The organism is Peribacillus sp. B-H-3 (assembly GCF_048572925.1).
Lineage (GTDB): Bacteria > Bacillota > Bacilli > Bacillales > DSM-1321 > Peribacillus.
On the sequence record NZ_CP183879.1, the window covers coordinates 3,654,165 to 3,672,194 of the forward strand.

Below are 18,030 nucleotides of genomic sequence, written 5' to 3' on the forward strand. Positions count from 1 at the left end.
TTATTTTTTATCGTCGTCGTTAACTTCTGTGTACTCAGCGTCCACTACGTTATCGTCGCCATTTCCCTGCTGGTCAGCTCCGCCTTGAGCAGCCTGCTGGGCTTTTGCAGCTTCTTCATAAAGCTTCACGGAAAGATTAGTCACGATTTCCTGAAGTGCATCTTTCTTTTCACGGATATCGCTGATTTCATTTTTCTCGATGGCTTCTTTCAAAGCATCCTTCGCTTCGTTTGCTTTAGCAACTTCTGCTTCATCCACTTTGCCTTCAAGATCTTTTAACGTCTTTTCAGTTGTGAATACAAGCTGATCTGCTTCGTTGCGAAGCTCAACTTCTTCTTTGCGGTTTTTGTCTGCTTCCGCATTTTCTTCCGCTTCGCGTACCATGCGGTCGATTTCTTCATCAGAAAGGCCTGATGATGATTTGATTGTGATGGCCTGCTCTTTGTTTGTGCCAAGATCTTTAGCGCGAACATTTACAATGCCGTTTTTATCAATATCAAATGTAACCTCAACCTGAGGGATTCCGCGTGGTGCCGGCGGGATATCGCTCAATTGGAAACGGCCAAGTGTTTTGTTGTCGGCAGCCATTGGGCGCTCACCCTGAAGCACATGGATGTCAACAGCAGTCTGGTTATCTGCAGCAGTTGAGAATACCTGTGACTTGCTTGTAGGAATCGTTGTATTGCGGTCGATTAATTTTGTGAACACTCCGCCCATTGTTTCAATTCCAAGTGAAAGAGGTGTTACATCAAGAAGAACAACATCCTTCACATCGCCTGTAAGCACTCCGCCCTGGATTGCAGCACCCATTGCTACTACTTCATCAGGGTTTACGCCTTTATGCGGCTCTTTTCCTGTTTCTTTACGGATCGCTTCCACAACAGCCGGAATACGGGTAGATCCGCCGACAAGGATAACCTTATCGATATCAGATGGTGAAAGGCCTGCATCTTTAAGTGCCTGGCGAGTAGGTCCCATTGTGCGTTCTACAAGGCTTGAAGAAAGTTCATCAAATTTCGCTCTTGTAAGATTCACGTCAAGGTGAAGAGGTCCTGATTCTCCAGCTGTGATGAAAGGAAGTGAAATTTGTGTTGAAGTAACGCCTGAAAGATCTTTTTTCGCTTTTTCAGCAGCATCTTTTAAACGCTGAAGAGCCATTTTATCTTTAGAAAGATCAATGCCGTTTTCTTTTTTGAATTCAGCAGCCAGATAGTCGATGATGACCTGATCAAAGTCGTCTCCGCCCAATCTGTTATCCCCTGCAGTCGCTTTTACTTCAAATACGCCATCGCCAAGCTCCATGATGGAAACGTCGAAAGTACCGCCGCCAAGGTCAAAAACAAGGATTGTCTGGTCTTCTTCTGTTTTGTCCAAACCGTATGCAAGTGCAGCTGCAGTCGGCTCATTGATGATGCGCTCAACTTCAAGTCCGGCAATCTGCCCTGCATCCTTAGTTGCCTGGCGCTCAGCGTCATTGAAGTAAGCAGGAACCGTAATGACCGCTTTTGTAACTTTTTCGCCAAGATATTCCTCAGCATATGATTTTAAATACTGAAGGATGATTGCAGAAACTTCTTGAGGAGAATATTCTTTTCCTTCTGCCTCTACCTTATGAGCTGTACCCATATGGCGTTTGATGGAAATGATTGTATTAGGATTTGTGATCGATTGGCGTTTTGCAACTTCACCGACCTGTCTTTCCCCATTTTTGAACGCAACAACTGAAGGAGTTGTGCGGTTGCCTTCCGGATTCGGAATTACTTTAGGCTCGCCGCCTTCCAGTACAGCGACACAAGAGTTCGTTGTACCTAAGTCAATACCAATAATCTTGCTCATTTTTCCATTACCTCCCGTTTTCGTATGTAAACAACGTTATAATCGGATTATCCGTTCACTTTGACCATAGCAGGGCGAAGGACCCGATCTTTTAGCATGTATCCTTTTTGGAACTCTTCCACAACCACATTGGATTCGAAATTTTCATCCTCAACCTGCATTACAGCCTGGTGCAAGTGGGGGTCAAATTCTTTTCCAACTGATTCAATCGGCTCCACGCCTTCTTTTTTAAGTGCAGCTAAAATGCCTTTATGCACCATATCCATGCCTTGGAGCAAGGATTTAGTCTGCTCATTATCCGCTTCCACCTTAATGGCTCTTTCAAAGTTATCAAGGGCCTGAAGGAGTTCAGAAGCAAGATGTTGAGCTCTATATTTTTGAGCCGCTTCAAAATCCAATTTCGAACGGCGCCGTGAATTGTCAAAATCAGCCTGAAGGCGAAGGTATCGATTCTCCATTTCCTCTATCTTCGCTTCCAATTCAGCGATTTTAGCGGATGAATCCGTCGTTTCTTCAGATGCTTGGGAATTTTCATCCTGAACATCACCTTCTGCAAATATTGCATCAGCCTCAGTTTCTGCAGCTGTCTCATTTTCAACAGTTGATTCGTTCTTTCTTTCTTCTGTCACAATTTCACCTCCCTAAAAGGGTTGTTTATATGCTAGGAATATAAAGCAGGGAGGATATTCATCCCCCTACCAATATTGCCTTTGCTAATGGTTTTGATACAATCTTGTCAAAAGTGCGGTCATGTCGTTCGAGAAAAATTCCAATAAACTGATCACACGTGAATACTGCATTCTTGTAGGTCCCAGGATTGCAATTGTGCCAACCTGCTCCTCGCCCACTGAGTAAGTGGCAGTAATCAGGCTGCAGTCATCAAGTACCGTGTTGTTATTTTCCCGGCCGATTTTAACATGGATGCCAGCAGGGTTTTGTTTGATCAAATCATACATTCCCTGTTCCTGCTCAATCATCGAAAGCAGTGATGTCACTTTTTCGATATCATGAAATTCAGGCTGCTTCAGCATATTCGTTTTGCCGCCAAAAAAGATCTTCCCGGCTTCAGAAACCGCAAAGGTATCTGCCAGAGACGATACAATTGTACCGTAATTATGGATATGCTGCCTCAAAAGCACGGCAACTTCTTTATAAATTTTGTCCTTCAGCTCTGCAAGCGGCACTCCAGCCAGCCTGTCATTCAGGATGTTCGCCATCTTTTCAATTTCATTCAAATCAAAGGACGGCGGCAGGGAAATCATTTTGTTTTCCACATGCCCGGTATCCGTTATGATGATGGCAATAGCCGTATCCGGGCTGATAGGGACAATCTGGATTTTCCGGAGCTTATTATCCTTCACTTTCGGGCCCAGTACGATGCTTGTATAGCTTGTCAATTCAGAAAGGATCTTTGCAGATTTCTGGACAATTTTCTCCAGTTCATAAATCCGCTCGGCAAATATGGACTGCAGCATTGCCCTGTCATCCTTCTTAAGCCTCTGCGGATGAAGAAGATGATCCACGTAGTATCTATACCCTTGTTCAGACGGAATACGCCCTGATGAAGTATGGGTTTTTTCAATAAAGCCCAATTCTTCAAGATCCGACATTTCATTGCGGATTGTCGCTGAACTAAAGGTGATTTCTTCTTTTTTTGACAAGCTTCGCGAGCCTACCGGCTGAGCATTTCTGATAAAGTCATCGATAATAACCTTCAGGATCAGCAATTGACGATCAGTTAACATGTTTGATCACCTCTGTTAGCACTCTATACCACTGAGTGCTAATACTACTAATAAATTAACAAATGAAGTCAATGATGTCAACGGATAAACATTTCTTTTTTCTTATAAAAATGATTGAAAGACTTCATTGCCCAGCAGCTTTCCCTGTTGAGTCAGACGAACGGTACCGGCTCTTTCTTCAAGCAGCCCCTTTGAGAATTGTTCTTCGAGCGGTTTCCCGAAAATCTCCTTCATTTCTACAGAAAACTTTTCCCTGAAATGCGCAAGTGAAACTCCCTCTGCTTTTCGGAGTCCTAAAAACATTTCTTCTTCCATTTTTTCTTTTATAGAAACAGTATGCTCCTCCATAGCAGGCAATTCTCCCTCTGAAATAGGGGTCATGTATTTTTTCAGGGGTCCGTAATTGGCAATTCTTTTCCCTGATGTATAGCTGTGCGCCCCTGCCCCAAAACCGAAATACTCTTCATTATTCCAGTATGTTAGATTATGCCTGCTTTCAAAACCAGGCTTAGCAAAATTCGAAATTTCATATTGGCGGAGGCCATGCTTGCCCATCGTTTCCATCAGCACCTCATACATCTGTGCTTCCAATTCCTGCGGCGGCAGGTTGAGCTTTCCTTTTTGCATAAGGTTGTAAAAAACAGTTTTTGGCTCAACAATCAATGAATATCCAGAAAAGTGAGGAAGCGAAAGCTCCATCGCCTTATTCAGAGTATCTTTGAAGTCTTCCATTTCCTGCCCTGGAAGACCGTATATTAAATCAATGCTGATATTGGAAAAACCAGCCGCCCTGGCTTTTTCAAGTGTTTCATAAACATCCGAAGCCCTGTGTGTTCTGCCAATCTTCTTTAATAGCTCATCATTAAAGCTCTGCACCCCAAAGCTTAGCCTGTTTACACCTGAGTCAAAAAGCACCTTCAGCTTCTCAGCCGATAAATCTCCGGGATTGGCTTCAAAGGTGTATTCAGTATTTTCGTTAAAAGGAAGGGTTTCTTTAATAGATGCACACAGATATTCCAGCTGTTTTTCATCTAAGGAAGTCGGTGTCCCTCCTCCGACGAAAATAGTGTCCAGATTGCCGGCCGTGTATTTGCGGAGGGAGAGCTCCATTTCTTTTTTCATGCTCTTCAGATATTCATCTACAGGCTGCCCCTGCAGGAAAACTTTATTAAAATCGCAGTAATGGCAAATATGCTCACAAAACGGAATGTGAAGATATGCACTTTTAATCATTGTTATCACACCTTTTAGTCTGGTTTACAAGATAGAAAAAGAGGCTAGATGTCAGTTGTGACCGGTCTAACCTCTTTTTTGGCTTATTTATTTTTTCGGAGTCGTGTCGTCCATTTTCAGAACCGCCATGAAAGCTTCCTGCGGCACTTCTACGGAACCAACCTGCTTCATCCGCTTTTTACCTTCTTTTTGCTTTTCAAGCAATTTACGTTTACGGGAAATATCTCCGCCATAACATTTTGCCAGCACGTTTTTACGCATGGCACTGATTGTTGAACGTGCAACAATTTTTTGCCCGATGGCAGCCTGTATCGGCACCTCGAATTGCTGTCTTGGAATCAATGCTTTCAGTTTGTCAACGATCAGCTTGCCGCGTTCATAGGCGAAATCGTTATGGACAATAAAGCTCAAGGCATCAACTGTTTCTGCATTCAGAAGGATATCCATTTTCACAAGCTTGGACGTTTTATAGCCGATCATTTCATAATCAAATGAAGCGTATCCCCTTGTATTGGACTTCAATTGATCAAAGAAGTCATATACAATTTCAGAAAGCGGAACTTCATAAACAATGCTGACGCGGTTTTCATCCATATACTGCATATCGATGAAATTTCCCCGTTTGTTCTGGCAAAGCTCCATAATCGCCCCAACAAATTCATTGGGTGCCATCATTGTCGCTTTTACATAAGGTTCTTCCACACGGTCTATTTTCTGGGGATCCGGCATATTGGAAGGGTTATCAACCTTCAGCTGCGTACCATCCGTTAAGATGACATCGTAAATTACACTTGGAGCTGTTGTAATAAGATCAATTTTAAATTCACGTTCAATACGCTCCTGGATGATTTCCATATGAAGAAGTCCAAGGAATCCGCAGCGGAAGCCAAAGCCAAGGGCCTGGGAGGTTTCCGGTTCGAACTGAAGCGCAGAATCATTCAATTCAAGCTTTTCCAGCGCATCTCTTAAATCGTTGAAACGGGCTGAATCAATCGGATACAAACCGCAGTATACCATCGGGTTCAATTTCCGGTAGCCAGGCAGTGCTTCAGCAGCACTATTCTTAGCACCTGTAATCGTATCACCCACATGTGTATCGCCGACATTTTTAATGGCAGCCGTCAGGAAACCTACATCTCCCACAGTTAATTCATCCAGCTGCTTAGCTTTAGGTGTGAACACACCGAGTTCGATGACTTCGAATTCTTTTCCCGTTGCCATCATTTTAATTTTATCGCCGACTTTGACAGAGCCTTCGACTACACGGATGTAAGCAACAACTCCGCGGTAAGCATCATACAAGCTGTCAAAAATCAGTGCCTTTAAAGGTGCTTCCGGATCGCCTTGCGGTGCAGGAACAAGTTCCACGACCTGCTCAAGGATATCTTCAATTCCAATTCCTGCTTTTGCAGAGGCAAGAACCGCATCGCTCGCATCCAGCCCGATTACATCTTCAATTTCGCCGCGGACCCGCTCAGGATCGGCACTTGGCAAATCAATCTTATTGATAACCGGAATAATCTCCAGGTTATTATCCAAAGCCAGATACACATTGGCCAGAGTCTGCGCCTCAATTCCCTGGGCAGCATCCACTACTAGGACCGCTCCTTCACAGGCAGCAAGGCTTCGCGATACTTCATAAGTGAAGTCGACATGCCCTGGTGTATCAATCAAATGGAAAATGTACTCTTCTCCATCCTTGGCTGTATATCTTAATTGAACAGCATTTAATTTAATCGTAATTCCCCGTTCACGCTCAAGGTCCATCGAATCCAAAAGCTGGCTTTTCATCTCGCGCTGAGCCAAAGCGTTCGTCTTTTCTAAAATACGATCCGCCAATGTGGATTTACCATGGTCAATATGAGCAATAATCGAAAAGTTACGAATTTTAGATTGCCTCTTTAATTTTTCTTCTCTATTCATAACATTCACTCCTACTTGTCGACACAATGCACTATTTTTGATTATAGCAGTACAAAAAGAGAGATTCAACAAGAAAAGCGGAAGCGCCTGTCCAGCTTGCGAAGCAAATAGGCGCATGGGACTGGAAGGCTGCTCTTTGCCTTCCTGGCACAGGCGGTCTTTTGCACAGCAAGCTAGGCGCTGAAGAAAGGGGCTAACAGGAACAAGAGCATCCTGAAGCAGAAATCAGCCCCTTGTTCAGCGCACAGTTTACGAAAACAGCCTTCTTGAAAATTGATATATTTAATAAGTTTTGTAAGGTGCTCACATTGTTAAACAGAGCTGATTGGAGTGTAAGGTGCGAGACTCCTGCGGGATCAGCAGGAACGTGAGACCCCGCAGGCAAAGACGAGGAGGCTCACCGCCTGCCCCGCGTAAAGCGAAGCATCCTGAAGCGGAAATCAGCCCCTTATTCAGCGCACAGTTTACGAAAACAGCCTTCTTGAAAATTGATGTATTTAATAAGTTTTGTAAGGCAATCACATTGTTAAACAGAGCTGATTGGAGCGTAAGGTGCGAGACTCCTGCGGGATCAGCAGGAAGTGAGACCCCGCAGGCAAAGACGAGGAGGCTCACCGCCTGCCCCGCGGAAAGCGAAGCATCCTGAAGCGGAAATCAGCCCCTTAAAAAAAAAGAAACCAACATCACAAGTGGTTTCCGATTCCATGCTTATTTCAGCGGGTGCCGCCTATTTTATCAGCCGTTTTTTCAAAGAGACTGGTTAATGATTGTGACAGCTGCTTTCCTGCTGATGAAAAAACATTGTAGGCTTTAAGCTGCTGCAGCTTTTCTTTCTTTTTTTCAAGGTCGTGGCTGGTTACTTTTTCGCCGAGAATGGCTGCTTCCATATTGCCCTTTTTGGATTCCTTCACTGTGAATGCACTGTACAGCTTAGGGTCATTGAAGCCTTTCATCGTTTTCATTCCCTGATTGGCATACTGCATGCCGATCAGGACCCCAAGGAATAAGATAAGTGTTACGCCTAGACATTTCATTGAAAACCGAAACATGGAAACAGCTCCTTTCTGCGGTTATTTTGCTGCCGGGCTGCCTGATGATCCGCTTACGGATTTAGCATCCCAGTAAATTTCACTGAATGCATCTGCAAAGGCATTAATTGTCCTGTACATTTCATCAAAATTATTATCCACTCCGCCAACTTCAATAAGCATGGCATTCGAGGAAAGATCCTGGTTATACACACCATTGTCGCCCTTGTCTTTTTTCAGCAGTACTCCCCTTGATAATCCAGGATATTTTTTATCAAGCGCTTTATGCATCTTGCTTGCGAGTGCAGCGTTTTTTTCATAATTGGCATTTTTCCCTCCAATTACAAAAGCAATCTTGGCATAGCTTTTTCCGTTCAGCACAATAGTCGTGTCTTTTTTGCGCCTCGAGTCCCGGTGGATATCGACAAAATACTGAAGATTCTTATTGGAGACGATCGTCGTCTGCAAGACGCCTCTTTCCTCCTGATAGGACCTGGAATATTTCAGACCTTTTTGATTCAGCCTTGCAAGGATATCTGTCTTGCTGGCCTGGGATCCTATCCCCTTATCATTAAGATCCTGTACAAGCTTATCAGTTAGCTTGGTTACATTGATTTTTGAATGGCTCGCAAGATTCGGATCTGTCACACCTTTGAGATAAGGCAGAAAGGATTCCCTGTTGTGCGAATTATATATCAAAACCACTTTTCGCCCGCCTGTGGTCATCTTAGGATCCTGGGAGGCCTGCTTTTGCGGTTCTTTTATTTGATCCACATTCTGGAGTGCAGCATCCTTTCCATTTTCCGCTACATCACCTGGAGGCGATGATTCATAAGGCATATTGGTATAGTTTGTCCCTTTTCCTGCCACGAGGATTTCCGTATCAAATATCGAGAACCCTGGCAGCTCCCTGCCTAGAAGGCTTCTGGGATCATCCATGGAAATATTGGTTGTCAGCTTTAAAAGCTGGGGAGTCACGCTAACTGCAGGCTCTCCTCCTGGGAGTGCGTTAAAAAAGTAATGATTTTCGCTCGCCAGCATGGAGAAGAGCATTTTCCCTGAAAATTGGTTGGCAACCGAATTGACCGAACCGGATGAAATCCTATATTCTGGCTTCAGAGATGTGAGAACCCCGCTCGCCGAAAAAATGAAAAGAAGCAGAACCAGAATCGAAAGAAAACCCTTAATAATCGTTGAGCCATTGATAACTGTGATCATACCTGTATGCCGGTTTCTTCGCATCTTTTCTTTGTCACCCTTTCTAAAGCTTGTCTAGTAATGATTATGAAGATACTAGAAGAAGTAGAACGGGTTTTGTGAAAAAAGCTAGTCTCTTTAGCGCGTATAGTAGCCAGTATTCCCCTGGTTGATGGCTTCATGGAGGGCTGCATTCAATCCGTTTGCTAGTAAATTGGCCATATCCTCTATGAATACATCCACTTCCTTAGGCGTCACCATCAGATTATGCCCGATAGGCGAAAGCACTTCATGGATGAGTTTCCTTTTTTCATCTTCCCTAAGGGTGCCAATGATGCCCAAAAAGGTCTGCCTGTGCTGTTCATCAGGCAAATCTTCATCAGTCAGTTTTTTCTTTTTCCCAAAACTGAACCCTGCAGGGGCGAGTGCCCTCGATGGCTTGTCACCCTCTTTTAGCTCGCTGCCAAAATGCTTCAAGATATAGTCAATCGTATCACTCGTAATCGTAACCGCGTCCACTACAGTTGGCACACCTACAGCAATGACCGGAATCCCCAGCGATTCTTTACTCAGTTCTTTTCTTTTATTTCCAACTCCGGAGCCTGGATGGATGCCTGTATCTGAAATCTGGATTGTGGCATTGACTCTCTCAAGAGAGCGTGCGGCGAGCGCATCCACCACAATGAGAAAGTCCGGCTTGCTTTTTTCAATCACCCCAAGGATGATGTCACTGGTCTCGATGCCGGTAATTCCCATAACTCCAGGAGCAATGCCGCTTACTGGCCTGTATCCCTCCTCAACGGATTCAGGCTGAAGCTGAAATAAATGCCTAGTAACCACAAGATTTTCCACTACTGCCGGCCCTAAAGCATCAGGAGTCACATTCCAGTTCCCGAGTCCGACTACTAGGCAGCTGCTGTCTTTTGTGATGCCCATTCCCTTTATAAAACTGCCAAGCTCACTAGCAAATACCTGCTCTACCTTATGCTGGGTTTCCGTATTTTGCTGCCGGATTCCCTGTACTTCAATCGTTAAATAGCTGCCTGGCTTTTTGCCGATATGCTTTTCGCCTTCTGCTGTTACCTCTATCAAAGAAATTTTCAGGTCTTCAACATCCTTTTCCTTAATGATGACACCTTCAATATGAGAAACATCTTTTTCACCCGCTACTCCATTGTTGTCCATGACAAGCTCCCTTGCCTCAACAGCAAGATCTGTCCGTACTGAATATTGGCTAACATCCAATTTCTTTTTCATCGCAGCTTTTGTTCTCCCATCTGTAAAAGTATATAATCTAGTATTCTCCATACTTTCTTATAAACATTCTTCCGATATTGCTTTTTTATTCCGGATTCTTTTGATACAATGATATGTAACGAGATAAAGCTTGGTCTTAAAAAATAATTCCTTTTCGATTCTGATTCAGAGTATTGCATTATAGGGAGCAGTCTGATAAAATATCACTTGTGCTATTTGGTATAGATTTGAAAAGTCGAGTTCATATAATCTCGATTTCTTGTGTAGGAGGTGAACGGAATGCCAAACATTAAATCTGCAATTAAACGCGTAAAAACAAGCGATACTAACCGCGCTCAAAACGCAACTGTAAAGTCTAACATGCGCTCTTCAGTGAAAAACGCTGAAACTGCATTAGCTAACAGTGCAGACAATGCAAAAGAAGCTCTATTAACTGCTTCTAAAAAATTAGACAAGGCTGCATCTAAAGGATTAATCCATAAAAATGCGGCAGCCCGTAAAAAATCTCGTTTAACGAAAAGACTTAACTCTTTAAACGCTTAATGAATGCTCAATGAACGATCCACCCGGGTCGTTTTTTTCACGCTGCAAAAAGGTGACGGCCAAATGGCTGTCACCTTTTTGCATTATTCATCATTAACAAGCATTGCGGCCGCTATTCAAAAATAGATTTGTCAGGTTCACAGTCCTATTTTTGCCCAGCCAGTTTCATTATTTCTTGATGGTATTTGAACATGTGAATGGAATCAATTGCCTTTCTGCCATTACTTTGGCAATACGTATCCTCACATATTATATATTAGGATGACGTCATAGTTATAACGTTGCTTTTCCTTGTTAGATAAAGGAAGGAGATGAAAAATGCAACGAGGTATAACTTTCGAAATTCCCAATGAATATGGAAGTTTTCTTTGGAAGGTATTAATGTCCTTTGAAATTACTGAATTCGCTTGGGCAAGTGGTGACGAAGAATCCTATTTAGTGGAGGATGAAGAGTTACGGGAACCTCTTTTCTCGGAAGAGATAAACGAAATGGGTGGCTTATTTCTTAGAGAACTTTTGGAAGAAAATAAATATTATCTCATCTTTGTAAATTTACAAGCCTATCCGAAAGGGAAGAATTCATTACTTATTGAAACGTATGAGGAATATGTAAAGAGCAATTGTCAGCTCATGCTTTTAGTTGTTGACTCTATATATGTGACAATTTATTGTAAAGCAAGGCTAAACTCGAAGGCTTATATCAAAATGCGAAATTAAAAGGTTTTAATAGCCTCAACTATATTACAGATAAAAACGATACAAGAACAAGGCTATCAGTGTGGTAACAACAGGTTTTAGCTTAACTTAGGATTTTATTCTTATTGAATAACCACAATATTATTTACAAGAGCCAAATTTAAAAGCCAGATTCCCTAAGACATAAGGGATCTGGCTTTGTGAATACTGGTTACTCTTCAAAAAGCAATAGGCGGATTGGAGCACGCCCCGCGGAAAGCGAAACACCTGCAGCGGAAATCTGCCGGCCAATTTACCAAAGGCTATCCTTTAAAGACTGCTTCAATAGCCTGTCCGTAATGGTGATTGGTTCAGCAAACCCTCAGCAGGATTACCTCATTTTCAAGAGCAGCAGTTCCAGTGTGAGTGCTTTTTCAGCCTGGCCCGTTTTTATTTTATAATCGGCTTCGGCAAGATCTTTCACAATGGCCAGGAGTTCTTTTTCCTGAAATGTGTTTGTTTTTGCGGCAGCGAGCTTCACACGGTAAGGATGGACCTTAAGCGCTGAAGCAATTTTTTGCTGGCTGTAGCCCTGCCTTGACAGCTCCTTCACCTGGTAAAGCATGCGGATTTGTCCTGCAATTACGCTAAGGATTTTAATCGGTTCTTCATTTTGCCGCAGAAGGTCACGATAAATGGTTATCGCTCCCTCAATGTTCCGCTGCAGAACATAATCTACAAGCGTGAAAATATTTTGTTCCAGAGATTTAGCAACAAGCTTTTCAACAACCAGGGTATCTATCCTTTTTTCGTCATCCGCATACAAAGCCATTTTATCAATTTCGCTTGTGAGCTGCATAAGGTTAGTTCCAGTAAGTTCGAGTAATAAATCGATGGCATTTTCATCAATCTGCACATGCGAAATGGCTGCCCTTTCCCTGATCCATGCCTTCAGTTCATGATCATTCAGTTTTTTCGCTTCGACAAGTACTGCCTTCCTTTTAAGCTCTTTAGTGATTTTTTTCCGCTCATCCAGCTTTTCGTAAGGAGCCGTTAGCACAACAATGGAATAAGGGGCAGGATTCGATAAATATTCCTCAAGCCTTTTCACCTGATGCTCAATCTTAGATTTTGTTTTCTCCGCAGTCAAAAAGAATGGGTTCTGCATGAAAACAAGACGCCGATCTCCCATAAAAGGGAGTGTTTCAACGTCTTCAAGGGCTGTTTCTATAGGAGTTTCTTCTAAATCAAACTGAGCAAAGTTAAAATCAATCTCCTCTTCTGTAAGGGCATGCTGCAAAAAAAGCTGCTTTGTTTCGTTTATCAGGTAAGCTTCTGTCCCATATATCAGGTACACAGGGGCAAACTGCTTTGCTTTAATACTTTTCCAAATATCTAATACCAATGAAAACCGCCTCTTTGCTATGTATTCTTATTATAATGGTATAGATAAGAAAGCATTTTGACAAGCTATTAACGGGAATCGGCCTAATAGGCCAATCCCCGATTTATATAAACGCTGCCAAGAAAGTTCCGGATTACTTTCTTATACAGCGGTATTAGATATGAGATGAGTATGTCCGCTACCTGATTTAGAAGCTCAACCTGCTTCATATAATTATTGTTGCCCCTCACGGCTAAAGTATTTGTGACAACTCTTGTCAGTATAGGAAATCAAAATGGAACTGTAGATTTTTATTTTGTAATCGCTTATACTAAAAGTGAAATAGGAGGGGTTAGCCATGAACGAATTCGAAAAAAATGTCCAATCGAAACGTAATGATGCAGTTGACGCCGGAGTTGGATTTGGTGTTTCATTTGCATTTTTTGCCGTGTTGTTCATCATTGCTACCGTAATTCATACGATAGGTTCTTAAGTACACTATCCGGCAAAAATGAATGCGTTAACAAGGAAAAAATGGAAGAATTCCCGCCCGACGGAGGCCGCTTTTCTTTAGGGTCTCTTTCTTCATTTGCTCTTCCTTTACTGACATACTATGGCAAACTGGTTGAAAAGGTTCCCCTTCTCCCTAAAAAGCGGTAAGTGACTGCCCCCTGTTCATCTGTCCTGAATACCCTGATATGAAGCATGGATAATGCTTTGAGCGTTTCCTGGTGCGGATGGCCGTAGCGGTTGTTTTTTCCTGCAGAAATGACGGCTGCCATTGGCGAAATGCCATTCAGGAATTCTGCTGAAGAAGACGTTTTGCTGCCATGATGGCCTGCTTTTAGAATATCTGCTGAAAGCCCCGGATAGGTGCGCAGCAGCTCTCCTTCGCTTTTCACACCAAAGTCGCCTGTAAACAGCCAGGTAAGTCCCCCCATTTTTGCAAACAGCACGATTGATAATTCATTTGTTTCCTCTTCCCTTCGATAGGGATTCAGCACAAAAAATTCTGCTTCTCCTGCCTTCCAGCGATCCCCTCTTTTCACCTCTGCAACCGGTATCCCCTTCCTTGCTGCAGTCTGTATAAAATCCTTCTCCCTATATTTCTGTTCATTACCCGCCCCTAAAACAATCTGTTTTACCCCAATGCCGTCAAGGATTTTATCTGCACTCCCTATATGATCAGTATCCGGATGCGTCAGAATCAGCTTATCCAGGCTATGGATCCCCTTGCTTTTCAGCAGCGGAATAATTGTACCGCTGCCCGTATCAAAAACTTTTCTTCGCTCTTTCCACTTTTCTTGATGAAACATCAGATGCCCGCCTGTATCGATGAGATAATTACCCCTGCTGTAAGGCAGCTGTATTAAAATCGAATCACCCTGCCCTACATCAAGGAATGTCACTTCTCCAAAAGGGGAAAATTTATTAATATGATATTGAACAAGAAGAACTGCAGCAAGAAGGAATACCGCTTTACGGCACTTTGCAAGCGAGGTTCTTTCCCATTGTATAAATAAGATTAATATGATGAATGAAAGAAGCAGCATGGTCCAATAAGCGGGTTTTCCAAATGTCAGGTAAGATAGAGGGATTTTTGATATCCTTTCTGCAAACCAGCTGCAGAACCGGAATGAAAGATCCAGCAGCACAATCAGCGGTTCCGACAGCTGAGGCAAAAAAATCGAAAAAGCCAGGGCTATCATTGAAAAAGGAAGAAACAGGATGGAATATAGCGGGACGTATAGTACGTTCAAGAAAATGCCGAGCACGGAGACCTCATAAAAGTGATACAGAAGGACTGGTATGGCCGCCAATTGGCAAATGATGCTCATTATTAAAAGCTGATGAAGATGGTTTGGGTATTTTTTTAGAATGGGGGATGATAAAACGATGGAAAATGAAACAAGAAAAGATAGCTGAAAGCCGATATTAAATAACATATATGGACGGTAAAGAAGCAGAAAAAGAAATACACAAGCCATGCTTGCAGTAATAGCCTGCTTTTTTCTGCAAAGTGAAAGGAAAAAATACAGCATGGCCATAAGGCAAGACCGCAAAACAGATGGACTGCCTCCTGAAAGGGTCATATATGCGGGCAATAAAATTAGGATGATCATGCTCATTTTTTCTCTGGTGATGCCCATGCGGATTCCCAGATAAAATAGAATGCCTGTTAAAAAACTGACGTGAAGTCCGGAAATGGCCAGCAAGTGGACGATGCCAAGTCTCTGATAGGCCAGATAGTCTTCTTCACCGATCTCCTTCCCATCTCCAAAAATCAATGCAGAGACAAAGCCTTTTGAAGTTTCCGGAAAGTGCACCGAGATATAAGAGATTCCTTTTGCCCTGAGTGAGGAAATCATGAATGCGGGGTTTTTTGGGTTGTGGCGGCATCTATCTAACGATAAAGTCTTAGCTCGGAGGATCCACGAAATGTTTTTCTGTATCAAAAATTTTTTATAATCAAATCCATTCTCATTTCGTGCAGCTTCAGGCTTCTCAAGCTTGCCGGAAATCAAGCAGGAAAGCCCAGGGTCCATGTATTGCTGCAATGCAGATTTCTCTTCTTCAGTTCCTATGCTGTAAAATAGCTGAAGGCTTTCATTCCGGCTTTTTACTGGACTTTTCAAGAGGCTGCCATCAAAGTCCGGCATTTCTGAAAAGGTGATGAGAAAGGTAGATTCCCTGCCTGTAAATACCGTTTTTTGCCGGATTGCCGCTATGTTTGCAGATGAAAAAAATAAAGCAGCAGCCGCACATTGAAGAAGCAGATTTCTAAATCCTGCTGTCATATATAGAAATATAAAATACAGAAGCAGGATGAACAGAATCTTCCCGCTTCGTGAAAAATAGTAGGACGTGCCAAGTGCCGCTGATACGGCTGTGAAAATGAGTTTTTTATCCACTTAACTCCCCCGTTAAACAGTAGGATTGAATATTGATTCTGCCTGTTTCCGCAATTCCGCGATTTCTTCTGGAGTTCTTCCTGAATGTCCGAGTTCTGTCAGCAGAGACATAACAAAATCCTGTTTTTCTTTTTCGCCTTGTGCAGGTGATTCCGCCCTGACATGCTCAACTTTCACTCCTGCCTGCTCAAACAGCTCAATGGCATAAGGATGGTTTTTATAGTCCTTGGCATAATAAACTGCTTTTATGCCTGCCTGAATGATGGATTTACAGCATTGAAGACATGGAAAATGTGTCACATATATTTCAGCTTCTCCTGTAGGCACCCCGAATTTGGCACATTGCAGAATGGCATTCATTTCCGCATGGATGGTACGGACACAATGATGGTCAATGACATAGCAGCCTTCATCAATACAATGTGTGCCTCCGGCAATGGAACCATTATAACCTCCGGCAATGATGCGCTTGTCGCGCACTATGGTGGCTCCTACCGTCAGTCGTGTGCAAGTGCTTCTTAGAGCTAATAAATGGCTTTGTGCCATAAAATATTGATCCCAGCTGATACGTTTCATGATTTGTCTCTCCCTCATGCAGTAATGGTTTCTCCACCATTCTACCTTTTAAGCCTATCATTGTGTAGATGAAGCTCTAGGAATTCATTGCACAAAAATGGAATCCTTTAATTTTTCAAAGGTTTTGTCGCCGATTCCCGGTACATTCTTTAAATCTTCAGCCGATTTGAAGCTGCCGCCATTTTTATCCCGGTATTCCAGAATGGCCTGGGCCTTTGACGGGCCGATGCCAGTCAATGTCTCAAGATCCGCCTCTGCAGCCGTATTCAAATTTACCTTTCCATCCCCTCCACCTCCACCCGATCCTTGGGAAACAGCTGGTCCTTGTGATACAGAAACTGCTCCTGAGGATGGTGCCGAAGTTCCTTCCATCCCTGGTGCTTCACCTTTTTCTGGCACATAAATGACCATCTGATCCTGCACAAGCTGAGCAAGGTTCACTTTATCTTTATCTGCATCTCGGGAAAAACTTCCCGCAGCTGCAATCAAATCTATCACACGGTCTCCTTCTTTTGCATTAAACACTCCTGGAGCTTTAACAGCCCCTTTCACATCCACCTTTATAACAGACGGCTTCTTTTCGGCTGGAGCCTTTTTTTCCCCGGCAGCTAAGGGATCCGCAGAAAGAGCATTTTCCGCTTGGGAAGGGAAAATATTCATTTGATCTTCCGGGTCGCTTTTTGTTTCCTGATAATAATAAAATCCTACGGCAGCAAGGATGACTGCTCCAAAAACGGCCGCTATTTTCTTTTTTAATAAAATATCCATGAAAACTAACATCCTTTCATATTGATTATATGGAAGTCATAAGACAAGGAGGGAGTATCATACTCTTTAGGAGAAACGAGGGGGTGGCAGGATGAAAATTGGTTTTATCGGGACAGGAAATATGGGAACCATTTTAATAGAAGCTTTTCTTGGGTCTGGAGCTGTAAAACCCGAGGAGATTTCAGTCACGAACAGGACACTTTCAAAGGCTTATGCGCTGCAGGAGAGATGCGGGGCAATATCCGTGGCAGAAACAGCAGAGGAAACGGCAAGGAGCGCTGACCTGATCTTCCTTTGTGTAAAGCCTCTTCAGTTTGCTGAAGTGATTGCAAAAATAAAACCGGCCGTTATACAGGAACAGTGTGTCGTGTCGATTACTAGCCCCATTTCAGTGGCCCAGCTGGAATCACAGCTGAACTGCCACTGTGCACGATTCATTCCAAGCATCACAAACCGTGCGCTATCAGGGGTTTCTCTGCTGACTTTTGGAGAAGCTTGCAGCAGTGAATGGCAGGAAAAAATTTCAGAGTTGGCCAAATCCATCTCCGCTCCTGTCTCTATACCAAATGAAATTACAAGGGCAGCTTCTGATATTGTCAGCTGCGGACCGGCTTTTTTCAGCTTTCTGGCAAGGGCATTCATTGATGGAGCCTGCCAGGCAACGAAAATTGATGAAGCAACCGCAACGATTCTGACACAGAATATGCTGGCGGGATTAGGTGAGTTATTAAGCCAGGAAATTTATTCTCTTCCGTCACTGCAAGAAAAGGTCTGCGTAAAAGGCGGGATTACAGGAGAAGGAATCAAGGTGCTCGAAGGGGCAATCGGTGATATGTTTCCGCGGCTCTTTGAGGCAACACAGGCAAAATTCGAGGAAGATCTGGAGCAAATCGAAGAAGATCTTGGGCATAAATACTAGATTCTCCGCTTAAGGGCATTTTCCTGCTTACATC

15 protein-coding genes and 1 pseudogene are annotated in these 18,030 nt (G+C 43.2%); 4 read left to right on the forward strand and 12 right to left on the reverse strand.

Going from position 1 to position 18,030, the window contains the following annotated elements:
* The 8 genes from dnaK to gpr form a co-directional block, all read right to left on the reverse strand.
* Entirely contained in the window at positions 1 to 1,836 is a 1,836-nt protein-coding gene (dnaK, locus tag ACN6MY_RS18190; protein ID WP_419881440.1) for a molecular chaperone DnaK, read from the reverse strand.
* A gap of 47 nt (positions 1,837 to 1,883) precedes the next feature.
* The gene (gene grpE / locus ACN6MY_RS18195; protein ID WP_419881441.1) at positions 1,884 to 2,465 is read right to left on the reverse strand and encodes a nucleotide exchange factor GrpE; all 582 of its coding nucleotides are present in this window, start codon (positions 2,463 to 2,465) and stop codon (positions 1,884 to 1,886) included.
* Positions 2,466 to 2,549: 84 nt separating this feature from the next.
* Entirely contained in the window at positions 2,550 to 3,581 is a 1,032-nt protein-coding gene (gene hrcA / locus ACN6MY_RS18200; RefSeq protein ID WP_419881442.1) for a heat-inducible transcriptional repressor HrcA, read from the reverse strand.
* A 102-nt stretch (positions 3,582 to 3,683) separates the two neighbouring features.
* Positions 3,684 to 4,814 carry a radical SAM family heme chaperone HemW gene (hemW, locus tag ACN6MY_RS18205; RefSeq protein ID WP_419881443.1) on the reverse strand — a complete coding sequence of 377 codons (1,131 nt, stop codon included), beginning with the start codon at positions 4,812 to 4,814 and terminating at the stop codon, positions 3,684 to 3,686.
* Between the two features lie 87 nt (positions 4,815 to 4,901).
* The gene (gene lepA, locus ACN6MY_RS18210) at positions 4,902 to 6,737 is read right to left on the reverse strand and encodes a translation elongation factor 4 (protein WP_419881444.1); all 1,836 of its coding nucleotides are present in this window, start codon (positions 6,735 to 6,737) and stop codon (positions 4,902 to 4,904) included.
* A gap of 713 nt (positions 6,738 to 7,450) precedes the next feature.
* On the reverse strand, positions 7,451 to 7,786 hold the full coding sequence (locus ACN6MY_RS18215; protein ID WP_090989086.1) for a YqxA family protein: 336 nt from the start codon (positions 7,784 to 7,786) through the stop codon (positions 7,451 to 7,453).
* 21 nt (positions 7,787 to 7,807) lie between these two features.
* Entirely contained in the window at positions 7,808 to 9,007 is a 1,200-nt protein-coding gene (gene spoIIP, locus ACN6MY_RS18220) for a stage II sporulation protein P (RefSeq protein WP_419881445.1), read from the reverse strand.
* Between the two features lie 93 nt (positions 9,008 to 9,100).
* Positions 9,101 to 10,219: a GPR endopeptidase gene (gene gpr / locus ACN6MY_RS18225; RefSeq protein ID WP_419881446.1), complete on the reverse strand. Its 1,119-nt coding sequence runs from the start codon at positions 10,217 to 10,219 to the stop codon at positions 9,101 to 9,103.
* A gap of 279 nt (positions 10,220 to 10,498) precedes the next feature.
* On the opposite strand from gpr, the gene rpsT reads away from it, so the two are divergent.
* Together rpsT and ACN6MY_RS18235 are read left to right on the forward strand one after the other, a co-directional pair.
* On the forward strand, positions 10,499 to 10,762 hold the full coding sequence (gene rpsT, locus ACN6MY_RS18230) for a 30S ribosomal protein S20 (protein ID WP_419881447.1): 264 nt from the start codon (positions 10,499 to 10,501) through the stop codon (positions 10,760 to 10,762).
* Positions 10,763 to 11,080: 318 nt separating this feature from the next.
* Positions 11,081 to 11,547 (forward strand): annotated as a pseudogene (locus ACN6MY_RS18235) (DUF2691 family protein).
* A 281-nt stretch (positions 11,548 to 11,828) separates the two neighbouring features.
* Here the strand turns inward: ACN6MY_RS18235 and holA are convergent.
* A complete protein-coding gene (gene holA / locus ACN6MY_RS18240) occupies positions 11,829 to 12,842 on the reverse strand; it encodes a DNA polymerase III subunit delta (RefSeq protein ID WP_419881448.1) in 1,014 nt (337 codons plus the stop codon).
* Positions 12,843 to 13,179: 337 nt separating this feature from the next.
* Here holA and ACN6MY_RS18245 point away from each other — a divergent pair, with 337 nt between their 5' ends.
* On the forward strand, positions 13,180 to 13,314 hold the full coding sequence (locus ACN6MY_RS18245; RefSeq protein ID WP_071350737.1) for a YqzM family protein: 135 nt from the start codon (positions 13,180 to 13,182) through the stop codon (positions 13,312 to 13,314).
* 118 nt (positions 13,315 to 13,432) lie between these two features.
* Here the strand turns inward: ACN6MY_RS18245 and ACN6MY_RS18250 are convergent, their stop codons facing one another.
* From ACN6MY_RS18250 to ACN6MY_RS18260, 3 genes are all read right to left on the reverse strand, one after another.
* A complete protein-coding gene (locus tag ACN6MY_RS18250) occupies positions 13,433 to 15,733 on the reverse strand; it encodes a DNA internalization-related competence protein ComEC/Rec2 (RefSeq protein ID WP_419881449.1) in 2,301 nt (766 codons plus the stop codon).
* Between the two features lie 12 nt (positions 15,734 to 15,745).
* Positions 15,746 to 16,309, reverse strand: coding sequence for a ComE operon protein 2 (locus ACN6MY_RS18255; protein ID WP_090989079.1), 564 nt, complete (start codon positions 16,307 to 16,309; stop codon positions 15,746 to 15,748).
* Between the two features lie 84 nt (positions 16,310 to 16,393).
* On the reverse strand, positions 16,394 to 17,077 hold the full coding sequence (locus ACN6MY_RS18260; protein WP_419881450.1) for a helix-hairpin-helix domain-containing protein: 684 nt from the start codon (positions 17,075 to 17,077) through the stop codon (positions 16,394 to 16,396).
* 91 nt (positions 17,078 to 17,168) lie between these two features.
* Between ACN6MY_RS18260 and comER the strand changes: the two genes are divergently transcribed.
* A complete protein-coding gene (gene comER, locus ACN6MY_RS18265) occupies positions 17,169 to 17,996 on the forward strand; it encodes a late competence protein ComER (RefSeq protein WP_419881451.1) in 828 nt (275 codons plus the stop codon).
* The last annotated feature ends 34 nt before the right edge of the window (positions 17,997 to 18,030 follow it).

What these genes read in the sequence shown, in the direction of transcription:
- rpsT (WP_419881447.1), top strand. Translation starts at nt 10,499, where the DNA reads ATGCCAAACATTAAATCTGCAATTAAACGCGTAAAAACAAGCGATACT.
- ACN6MY_RS18260 (WP_419881450.1), bottom strand. Translation starts at nt 17,077, where the DNA reads ATGGATATTTTATTAAAAAAGAAAATAGCGGCCGTTTTTGGAGCAGTC.
- hrcA (WP_419881442.1), bottom strand. Translation starts at nt 3,581, where the DNA reads ATGTTAACTGATCGTCAATTGCTGATCCTGAAGGTTATTATCGATGAC.
- ACN6MY_RS18215 (WP_090989086.1), bottom strand. Translation starts at nt 7,786, where the DNA reads ATGTTTCGGTTTTCAATGAAATGTCTAGGCGTAACACTTATCTTATTC.
- comER (WP_419881451.1), top strand. Translation starts at nt 17,169, where the DNA reads ATGAAAATTGGTTTTATCGGGACAGGAAATATGGGAACCATTTTAATA.
- dnaK (WP_419881440.1), bottom strand. Translation starts at nt 1,836, where the DNA reads ATGAGCAAGATTATTGGTATTGACTTAGGTACAACGAACTCTTGTGTC.
- spoIIP (WP_419881445.1), bottom strand. Translation starts at nt 9,007, where the DNA reads ATGCGAAGAAACCGGCATACAGGTATGATCACAGTTATCAATGGCTCA.
- ACN6MY_RS18245 (WP_071350737.1), top strand. Translation starts at nt 13,180, where the DNA reads ATGAACGAATTCGAAAAAAATGTCCAATCGAAACGTAATGATGCAGTT.
- hemW (WP_419881443.1), bottom strand. Translation starts at nt 4,814, where the DNA reads ATGATTAAAAGTGCATATCTTCACATTCCGTTTTGTGAGCATATTTGC.
- gpr (WP_419881446.1), bottom strand. Translation starts at nt 10,219, where the DNA reads ATGAAAAAGAAATTGGATGTTAGCCAATATTCAGTACGGACAGATCTT.
- ACN6MY_RS18255 (WP_090989079.1), bottom strand. Translation starts at nt 16,309, where the DNA reads ATGAAACGTATCAGCTGGGATCAATATTTTATGGCACAAAGCCATTTA.
- lepA (WP_419881444.1), bottom strand. Translation starts at nt 6,737, where the DNA reads ATGAATAGAGAAGAAAAATTAAAGAGGCAATCTAAAATTCGTAACTTT.